Annotated in this window: 9 protein-coding genes and 1 pseudogene; 6 read left to right on the top strand and 4 right to left on the bottom strand. The window is 54.8% G+C overall.

What is annotated here, in order from left to right:
* Positions 1-488 precede the first annotated feature (488 nt).
* From J7447_RS31585 to J7447_RS30920, 5 genes and pseudogenes are all read left to right on the top strand, one after another.
* Positions 489-641: pseudogene (locus tag J7447_RS31585) on the top strand (transposase); the annotation flags it as partial.
* Between the two features lie 130 nt (positions 642-771).
* On the top strand, positions 772-954 hold the full coding sequence (locus J7447_RS31475; RefSeq protein WP_228933516.1) for a hypothetical protein: 183 nt from the start codon (positions 772-774) through the stop codon (positions 952-954).
* 101 nt (positions 955-1,055) lie between these two features.
* Positions 1,056-1,541 carry a transposase gene (locus J7447_RS30930; RefSeq protein WP_269586499.1) on the top strand — a complete coding sequence of 162 codons (486 nt, stop codon included), beginning with the start codon at positions 1,056-1,058 and terminating at the stop codon, positions 1,539-1,541.
* A 74-nt stretch (positions 1,542-1,615) separates the two neighbouring features.
* Positions 1,616-1,924, top strand: a complete 309-nt coding sequence (locus tag J7447_RS30925; protein WP_168693820.1) for a YnfA family protein — start codon at positions 1,616-1,618, stop codon at positions 1,922-1,924.
* 751 nt (positions 1,925-2,675) lie between these two features.
* Positions 2,676-3,293 carry a transglutaminase-like cysteine peptidase gene (locus J7447_RS30920; protein WP_168693785.1) on the top strand — a complete coding sequence of 206 codons (618 nt, stop codon included), beginning with the start codon at positions 2,676-2,678 and terminating at the stop codon, positions 3,291-3,293.
* 164 nt (positions 3,294-3,457) lie between these two features.
* On the opposite strand, the gene phnE is transcribed toward J7447_RS30920, so the two are convergent.
* Genes phnE through J7447_RS30900 form a run of 4 tightly spaced genes read right to left on the bottom strand, consistent with a single transcriptional unit; the run spans position 3,458 to position 7,678 of the window.
* A complete protein-coding gene (phnE, locus tag J7447_RS30915) occupies positions 3,458-4,201 on the bottom strand; it encodes a phosphonate ABC transporter, permease protein PhnE (protein ID WP_168693784.1) in 744 nt (247 codons plus the stop codon).
* A complete protein-coding gene (locus J7447_RS30910; protein ID WP_168693783.1) occupies positions 4,201-4,971 on the bottom strand; it encodes an ATP-binding cassette domain-containing protein in 771 nt (256 codons plus the stop codon). Before J7447_RS30910 ends, phnE begins: the two co-directional genes overlap by 1 nt.
* The gene (locus tag J7447_RS30905) at positions 4,968-5,825 is read right to left on the bottom strand and encodes a phosphate/phosphite/phosphonate ABC transporter substrate-binding protein (RefSeq protein WP_168693819.1); all 858 of its coding nucleotides are present in this window, start codon (positions 5,823-5,825) and stop codon (positions 4,968-4,970) included. The genes J7447_RS30910 and J7447_RS30905 overlap by 4 nt, the downstream gene beginning before the upstream one ends.
* The gene (locus tag J7447_RS30900; RefSeq protein ID WP_168693782.1) at positions 5,825-7,678 is read right to left on the bottom strand and encodes a cytochrome c peroxidase; all 1,854 of its coding nucleotides are present in this window, start codon (positions 7,676-7,678) and stop codon (positions 5,825-5,827) included. Before J7447_RS30900 ends, J7447_RS30905 begins: the two co-directional genes overlap by 1 nt.
* Before the next feature lie 119 nt (positions 7,679-7,797).
* Between J7447_RS30900 and mntR the strand changes: the two genes are divergently transcribed.
* Positions 7,798-8,253 carry a manganese-binding transcriptional regulator MntR gene (gene mntR, locus J7447_RS30895; RefSeq protein ID WP_209171765.1) on the top strand — a complete coding sequence of 152 codons (456 nt, stop codon included), beginning with the start codon at positions 7,798-7,800 and terminating at the stop codon, positions 8,251-8,253.
* Positions 8,254-8,795: the final 542 nt, after the last annotated feature.

Raw genomic sequence — 8,795 nt, 5'->3', positions numbered from 1 at the left:
TTCAAATATCTCCGGACGCATAACTACCTGACATTTCGCTAGAATACTCGCATCTCAGGAGGGCAACGTTCATTGTTCGGTTTCCTCGCAATAGGAATCGTTGAGGTCTTCTGGTTCTCTCGCAACACGGACAGAACAGAGCTGTTACAAATACGAGCACATCGACCGTACATTTGATTGTCTGGAAAAGTGGTTATTTTTTGTTTTTGACACTAGGGAGTTCTTAATCCCTTTTGCGCACCTTCAAAATATTGCGATACACAAGCCAAACCAAAGGTGCGAATACCCCTAGCGCGACAACGCTAAGCCAGCCCCAATTACTTTCTACGGACTCTACTATCGCAACACCAAAGGCATACGCACCTATCCACCAAACAAAGGCGAATGGGCACATAACCCAAGTTAACCAATAACTTAGATTGTTTAGGTCTTTCGGTTGCTTTCCCTCCCCTGTTCTCGCACATGTTTCCCGTTTTCTCGGGACGGCAATGGTTGCGAAGAGAGAACCGCGCGAGGACAGCCTGGAATGGCTGGAAAAGACGTATCCGACCGAGGCATCGGTGCGGACGCTGTTCGAGCGGCTCGTCTGGCCGGACGGCGCGCACTGTCCGCATTGCGGCTCGCTTGATGTCTGGCGTTTCCGGAACAAGGGACGTTCGTCCCGTGACGGTCTGTTCGAGTGTCGGCATTGCCGGGGGCAGTTCACCGTTACGACGAAGACGCCTATGCATGCCACGAAGCTGCCGCTGCGGACCTGGCTAAAGGCGCTACGTGACGCTCATATCCTCGAAGGGCATCTCATCCGTCATGCTGGCGAAGCAGATCGGCGTGAGACAGCCGACGGCCTGGAAGATGGCGCACGCGATCCGGGAGATGATGGACGACCGGGACGGCCGCGACAGTCTGCTCGACGGGATCGTCGAGGTCGACACGACCTACATGGGCGAACCTTGATCCGCGATACAAACACGTCTATCGCCCGCGCGGAAAAGCGACGACGCGGCCGGACGTAGCCGTATCCGCGGAGCGTTGGGGGACGCGGCAAGGCGGCGTTCCTGTCGTCGTCAGCCAACAGTGAGCAGATCGGCCGCTTCATGGGGCGTTTCATCTCACCGGACGCCCACATCATGTTCGACGACGACAAGGCGATCGGCAAGGCGGCCAAGGACTTCAAGGCGCACGAAACGGTCCCTCACAGCAAGAAGCGGTACGTTCGCGGAAACGTTCACTCTAACACGGTCGAAGGCATCGCGGCCCTGTTGAAGCGGACGCAGTTGGGTGTCTATCGCCAGCTCAGCAAGCGCCATCTTCACAGGTATATCGATGAGATCGTGTTCCGGAAGAACCAGTGCCGGACGATCGAGACAATCAATCAGAGGGACGGCACCGTGCGGGTACAGATCTATCACCGCCCGTTCATCGATCAGCTCGAGGAACTCTTGGTAAGGGCCGTCAGGCGGCAAGTCAGGAGATCGGGCATCGGCGGGCTGGAATGGCCGATGCCGATAGCGCCGGGATACTCCGGGGCACCGTCAGCTTAAGTCCACTGCAAAATTCACAATGCCTCTCGACGCTGCCATGGATAGCGGCAATTCTGGAGAAAGGAGTATTTTGCATGTGGACATTACCGACCTACCTCATTGCCGCGTTCGCCGAGATCGGCGGCTGTTTTGCTTTCTGGGCATGGCTGCGTCTCGACAAGTCTCCGCTTTGGCTTGGGCCGGGAATTATCAGCCTCGCATTATTCGCATGGGCATTAACCAGGATAGATGCCGATTTTGCCGGGCGAGCGTATGCGGCTTACGGCGGCATATACATTTTTTCGTCGTTGATCTGGATGTGGGCCATTGAAGGCACCTTTCCGGATCGTTGGGACATCATCGGCGCCACCGTCTGCGTTATCGGCGCCGCAATATCGTTTTAGGACCACGCAGCGTCTGAGCGGGTGATTGATCCGACAGCTTGGCGTCGATGATGTCAAACTGAGACGAATCTGATTTCTTTCGGCTATGCCGTCTTATGAACCGACCATGGGAAAGCAAACCAGAACGACACTTTGTCAAATGTGAAAAGGAACTGCCTTTGTTTGGTGGATAGGAGCGTTAAACTAACCCACTCTTCAAGTGCGTCCATCGGCAATACCCAGCCAACGTATCGGTATTTTGCATTCGGCGTTGGAACTGTGTTGGATTGTTTTTCTAGGTCGGCAATGAAAGGTTTTCTGCAAGGGCTGTCTTTTTCGGTCGTTAGGCCCTTCTCAAACTAGTCAAATTGTCACGAGCAGCATCAGGCAGTCTGTAGTTGTTAGACGTATGCGGTGGAACATCGGTTGGTTGCAGTGATCCAATCAATAGGTTGCTCTGTCCTCAAAAAACTATCCGAAATATTCACCTGAATTGCCTCCTCGGTTTCTCTTTATGTTTTCGATTGTGAGGGTGCACGCCAAATCGTCCTGCAATTCAATTCAAGGATCATCAACGGAAGAATCGCAAGCATATCCGTTTGTTGCAGGAGAAAGATAAAATTTTAGACAAGTCCAATTAGATTTTTAGTAAAAAGAAATTCAAAATTTAGTATAAACTGCTCTTTATTTAAATTTATGTTTATTCAGAAGTTTTTCTTCAAATAAATTTCAATATGACATCGTAAAGCCAGCCTTAAGGGAGGGCTTTGGGATGAAAAGACTACACGATATACTTTTGCCAACAGCCTTTTTGGCGTTGTTGGTAACTTTTTCCGCGCCTGCGTCGGCCGATACCGGGCGCTTTATGGACATGAACCAAGACGTCAAAGCACCCATCGGATACGTACAGTTTTGCCAAGACAACATTGGTGCTTGTTCAAATGAGCGCTATGAGCCGGTCGTCGTAAAATTGACGGAAGAAAGATGGCTGGAATTGCTTGCGATTAACACGGAGGTAAATCGTCGTGTTCGGCCAATGACCGATGACGATCTCTATGGCAAACCAGAGTACTGGACCTACCCAGACGACGGATATGGAGATTGTGAGGAATACGTCCTTGAAAAGCAACGAGAGCTTCTAAATGCGGGATGGCCGCGCAGCACTCTGCTAATCACCGTCGCAAAGGACCTCCAGAATAGTGGTCATGCTGTGCTGACAGTCCGCACAAACTACGGGGACATGATATTGGACAACCAAGCAGAAACAGTTCTGCCTTGGTATTCGACGCCGTACCGATACATTAAACGTCAATCTCCGTATTCCGCCGCGCTTTGGACCGGGATTGACGACGCCCGCGTGACCACTGTTGCCAGCGTACCAAGGAAGTAAGGGTTTATTCTAGACGTCCTGGAGCCTTCCTTTGGGACTGCCGTCTTAGTTGATGCGCAGAAAAGTGAGGAATGAGCCCGCTGATTAGGCATCGGAATTAGCTGCGTTTTTACGGGCGCAGCTTCTTTGGACATCATGATCAGTTCGAAAAGCTGCACCTCCATTCAGGAGAAGCGTTTTTGCAAAGCGGAGTTCACGGCTTCTGATAGCAGTACAAGAACTATGATCGCCAGCGTCACTGTCGCTGCCTTGTCGTACTGAAACGAGCGGACGTAGGTCTGAACATAAAGACCGATGCCGCCCGCGCCGACGATGCCGAGGATCAGGCTCTCGCGCAAATTCAGTTCGAACCGGAAGACGGTATCGCGCAGAACCACCGGCGCCATTTGCGGCCAGATCCCCCAGCGCAGTTGCTGCAATCTGTTGGCGCCCGCGCTTTCCAGTGCCTTCACCGGTTCGGGCGAGACGGTATCAATCGCCTCGGCATAAAATTTCGCCAGCATGCCTGTTGCATGAAATGTCACTGCCAGGATACCGGGCAACGGACCGAGGCCGACTGCACCGACCATCAGCATGGCAACCAGGATCAGTGGAATTGCGCGCACAATCGCAAGCAGCGACCGGACGGGTCTCCAGATTGCCGGTGTAACCAGCGTTTCCGCTGCCAAAATGCCAAGAACGACGGAAAACAGGACGGCGAAGAAGGTTCCCAGAATAGCAATGCGCAGGGTCTCTGCCAAGCCTTGAAGAACTTCCGGCCATATGGACATGTTTGGCGGCAGCATACGGCCGAGGAATTCGCTCAGTCGCGCCATTGCACCGGGGAGCTTTTCCAATCCCATTTCTGCGCTTCCAAGAGACCATAAAAGCGCGGCGGCCAGAACCAACCAGGTCACGGCTCGTGACATTAGCTCACCACACGCAGTTCGGAGCCCGGTGCTGTCCCGTGATATAGCTCGGAAATGTCGGCTGCACTCACCTGAGCCGAAGGATAGTCGAAGAGGAGCTTGCCGTCACGCAGGCCAATGACGCGGTCTGCAAATCGCTGCGACAACTCCGGCTGATGCGAGCTGAAAACGACGGTAATGCCTCGTTTGCGGGCAGCACCTGTAATCAGGCCGAGAATCTTCTCGGCATTAGCCGGATCGAGATTACTGACAGGTTCGTCCGCCAGGATCAGTTTCGGCTCCTGGGCCAGACACCGGGCGATGGCGGTGCGTTGCCGTTGTCCGCCGGAGAGTTTGTCCGCGCGGCGCGCGGCCAGATCGATCAATCCGGTATCTTCCAGAACACCGGAGACGACAAGGTGATCGCGTTCACCGAAGCGGCTCCAGAGCGATTGCCAGGTCCGCATCCGGCCAAGCCTCCCGTTCATCACGTTCTGGTAAACGCTCAACCGGTCAACCAGCGCGAATTCCTGGAAAATGAAGCCGACGTCCGATCTTGCATTTCTCGGGGGAAGTGCTGTCGCGGAGTAAGGTGTCTCCAGAACTTCTGCCGTACCGCACCAGTTCCGCAACCGCCCGTCAAGAAGTGCCAGCAGAGTAGACTTTCCCGCCCCTGACGGCCCCAGAAACGCAACGCTTTCTCCCGCGTTTAGGGTCAGGGAAACGTTCGACAGGGCTGGATGCTCATCGAACTGATGCGTGACATTAGAGATAACTGCGGCGACACTCATTTCAGGAAACCATAGCGCCGAGCGGTTTCACGAACACCCTCGTAGACCTCCGGGTCGGCGGCAATGTAACCATCCGGTCCATAGAGGTAAGCCAGCAGATAACGGTTCTCCGGATTGTTCAGGCTAAGCATCACTTTAGTGAATCTTGCCCGCAACCCGCCCTCTAGGCCCGGGCGGGCGATCACCGCATGGCTCGGGATCTGTTCCGACTCGGCCAAAACTTTGACTTCTGCTTGTTGGTCCGGCGTTAAAAAGAGGTCTGCATATTGGCTTGCTCCGGCGGCATCGACCAATCCGTTTGCCATAGCCTGCATCGCCTGCTGGTATCCACCGGCAAAGAATTTCCTGCCGAAGAAACTGTCGGCATCCGCCGCGCCGGAAATTAGGCCCTCGCGGACAAACAGATCCAGCGGATAAATATATCCGGATTCCGATACAGGGTCGGCGAAGGCAATGTCACGGCCTTTGAGATCGGCGAGGGTTTCAATGCCGCTGTCCTTGCGGACGAAGACCCGTCCGGAGTAGCTGGGCTGACCCCGGTAGACTTCCGACAAAAGCGGTACGGCTCCGAGCTGATCTTCCGCGAGAACAAATGGTAGGGCGCCCATGAAGGAAATGTCAGCATCACCGTTACGAAGCGCCTCGACTGCGGCTGCATGGTCAAAAGTGACGAAACCGGTGACGGGGACACCCATTTGCTCCGACAGCCAGCCGGTGATGACTTTGATATCTCCCAGAAGCTTTTCCGGGTTCTCCTGCGGTATGAAGGCCAAGGTCAGCCCCGCCTCGGCGGCGAGAGCCGGCAGGGCGAGGCTGGCGGACGCCGCGGCCAAGAACGTACGGCGGTTCAGCATCAAAACATCCTCTCGTCAATTGCAGCCTGCATGGTCTTGAATTTTTTCCATTGCTGTTCCGCCTCGCCCCAGTCTCCTTCAGCGCTGGCATTGCCCACGGCCCTCAGTATCGCGCTGAGTTCATAGATTTCGGGTTTTGCCTCCTGGTTGGTCATCACGCTGGCGTCGGCTGCAAGATCCGGCGCAACCGTATCGATGAGCAACGCGATATTCTGAGCATCGCGGGCGGGCAGAAGTGTGTCCAGGGTTGACGCGAAAGTAGTCAGCTCTTCCCAGGACAGGCGGAAGACACTGTCACGGCCTTCAAAGCGCTGATAGGGCTCTTCGCCATCGCCGATGGCTTCCAGATACGCCGTCAGGTCCATTCGTTGCTCTTCGTCCAACCCAAGATTTCTGGTGTCGTTGAACCAATCGACAACGCTGGCCAGCGTCGGCAGCGAACCGTCATGCATATAGGGGGCGGTGAAGTTGATGTTGCGCAGCGTTGGCGTTTCGAAGGCTGTGGCTGTGCCTCCGGGGAAAGGCGGCTCTGAGCTGCCGATATCATGTGTCTGTCCATCCGTGAAATTCTGATCTGGCGTGTGGCAGGACGCGCAGGACTTGCCGTTTAGTCCGGGAAAAACAGTGTTGAAGATGGCTTCACCCTGCACTGCCGCTTCGGAGGCTTTGTCGGTCAACCGGCCTGCCCGGTCGATTTGCGGATTCGGCAGCCAGTCGAACTCACGGACATAGGCGACTAGCGCATCAAGCTGGAACGGGGTGGGCTCCTTGCCGGCGAATTCGGTAACAATCACGTTGCGGATGAAGCGGCGCAGACTGGGTTCCCTTCCGTCACGGCCATAAGGCGCGGTGAACCGTATACCGCGCATCGACGGCGTATCGAGGTGATCGTCCTTCCTGTCATTGAACATCGGATTGAAGAAAGCACCATCGACATCCATTCCCCCGGGGCGATTGCTGAGCCCCGGAATGAAGAACTCCCTGTTGATGTCAGATCTATTATGGCAGGTGGAACAGGCAATCCCAAGTTCCTGCGCAGGGCCGCCGAAGATCTCAGGACTGTCAAACAGCATGTCGCCATAAGCGACAAGCGGCAGGTTGGCCTCGTCTTCCCCGGCTTCCTCGAATTGAAGAATAAGGCGCGGTAGTTCGCTTTGATCGGCAATGTTTGACCCCGGAGGCAATGTTGCAGGCAGTTTCACTTCCCATCCGGAAAGGAAAACCGTTTCAGGAACAGGAGCCAGCTTGTCACGAGTTGCAAATTCTGCCGGCAGGTAGTTGGTGCTGATATAATCGGAAATATCTTTGCGGGCGTTTTCGAATTCTGCCTTGTTGCTCTCCTGTCCGCCTTGGCCCAGAACACCGCCACTACCAAGGGACGAATTCAGGACGAGCCATGCCCTGCCAAGCTGGCGGGCGGCGGGCTCATCGGCGGCGCGAATAGCATCTTCAAAGGCGCGGTAAAGCGTTTCGGCCTTGGCCAACTCAGTGGCTGCTTCTGGGGTTCCGAGCCTGGCATCCGCATTTTCCAGGTGACGCAGTATCCCTTGCGCAACGATGACCGTTGCTGCTTCAAACAGCGCCTGACGGTCCTGCACCTGAAGTGCCCTGTTAAGAGCAGCGGCTTCCTCGTCACTTGCGCGGGAAACCGCGGCATCCGGCAGTGAGCTGCCTGGAACGGCACGGTTCCAGCTGGCTTCGATTTTCTCCCAGGGGACTGGGGAAAGGTTACCCAGAAACAAGGTGTGCCGATAGGCGGCTGCACGTGGAGCCCAAGGGGCTTCTTTGATTGCGGTGGCTTGCGCGGTGCCCGGAACAAGGCAGATCACCGCGCTGGCAAGGAGATATTTCATAGCAACGCCTATTAAATTTAGCTCTGGCTAATTTTCTTAGGACATTCTAACGCATTGTCAAGTGGCAAAATTGGCGGCATACACAGTCACACTGAAAGCAAAGAGGATGTGCTCCATTCATGACCGGTCCTTCACCCAAGGCGTCCGATAGAAGTGTCGATGAACAGGCCAGCGGGTTTGAGGCTGTGCGCACCGCGCATCAGAATGAAATGGTCGAGGACTATGTGGAACTCATCGCGGAACTCATTCACCTGAACGGGTCTGCGCGCCCAGTCGAAATTGCCGAACGGGTCGGCGTTGCGCAGCCGACGGTATCGAAAAATCTCGCCAGGCTGAAGCGAGAAGGCCTTATCCTTCAGGAGCGCTACCGCGATATACGCTTGACCGAGGAGGGCCGCCAACTGGCGGACGCCTGCCGCAAGCGGCACAGGATTGTCGTTGATTTCCTGGTTACACTAGGAATTTCCGCGGAAGTGGCCGAGCAAGACGCGGAAGGTATCGAACACCATGTTAGTGATGAGACGCTAAAAGTGTTTCAGGATTTCGTGAAACAAAACGCACCTGATACCTATTGATGAGGATTCGAAGCTACAGTGAAGTTTCGTTAGGTTTCAGACCATAACCAGTCGCAGACGCTTAACGCGAGCCAGAGGGATGACAGAAAGTTACTGGCGTTGCAGTCATAGCACTTGGCGATGCTGCGAAACTCCTCGTGCCTGCCGAAGATCAGTTCGAAGTCGTTTCTGCCCGAGTATTGGTGCTGCGAGAAACACTTTCCAATTTTCAGCTTTTTGCTGCGGGTAGTTGTTTTGAGGTTTTTTAGAAACCCCCGTAAGATCGCACGCAATGTTTAGATGAGATAGTTGAGTGCGCAATCGCAATTGATTGGTTTTCAGTAAGCGGCGGCTGGACCCCACCTGTTCGCTTCCGTCTTGATGCTGGAATCCATACCCATTGTCGATTTGGGAATGGAGGCAGGTTTGGGAGTCCGTACCCCTCCGGTGAAGGCCGTCTTGCGGCTTTAAGCTGAAGACTGCCAGTCCTAGTGGTAGCACTAGGAGCAGTCATATGACGAAGCAGCATATTGAGGTGATCACGTCGGTAGAACGCCGTCGGC

Source organism: Labrenzia sp. R5_0, from assembly GCF_017743835.1.
GTDB lineage: Bacteria > Pseudomonadota > Alphaproteobacteria > Rhizobiales > Stappiaceae > Roseibium > Roseibium algicola.
This window is presented reverse-complemented; position numbering and strand designations above follow the sequence as displayed.

Bases quoted from the DNA above. Each gene is read 5' to 3' on its own strand.
- J7447_RS30925 (WP_168693820.1), top strand. From the start codon at position 1,616: ATGTGGACATTACCGACCTACCTCATTGCCGCGTTCGCCGAGATCGGC.
- J7447_RS30920 (WP_168693785.1), top strand. From the start codon at position 2,676: ATGAAAAGACTACACGATATACTTTTGCCAACAGCCTTTTTGGCGTTG.
- phnE (WP_168693784.1), bottom strand. From the start codon at position 4,201: ATGTCACGAGCCGTGACCTGGTTGGTTCTGGCCGCCGCGCTTTTATGG.
- J7447_RS30910 (WP_168693783.1), bottom strand. From the start codon at position 4,971: ATGAGTGTCGCCGCAGTTATCTCTAATGTCACGCATCAGTTCGATGAG.
- J7447_RS30905 (WP_168693819.1), bottom strand. From the start codon at position 5,825: ATGCTGAACCGCCGTACGTTCTTGGCCGCGGCGTCCGCCAGCCTCGCC.
- J7447_RS30900 (WP_168693782.1), bottom strand. From the start codon at position 7,678: ATGAAATATCTCCTTGCCAGCGCGGTGATCTGCCTTGTTCCGGGCACC.
- mntR (WP_209171765.1), top strand. From the start codon at position 7,798: ATGACCGGTCCTTCACCCAAGGCGTCCGATAGAAGTGTCGATGAACAG.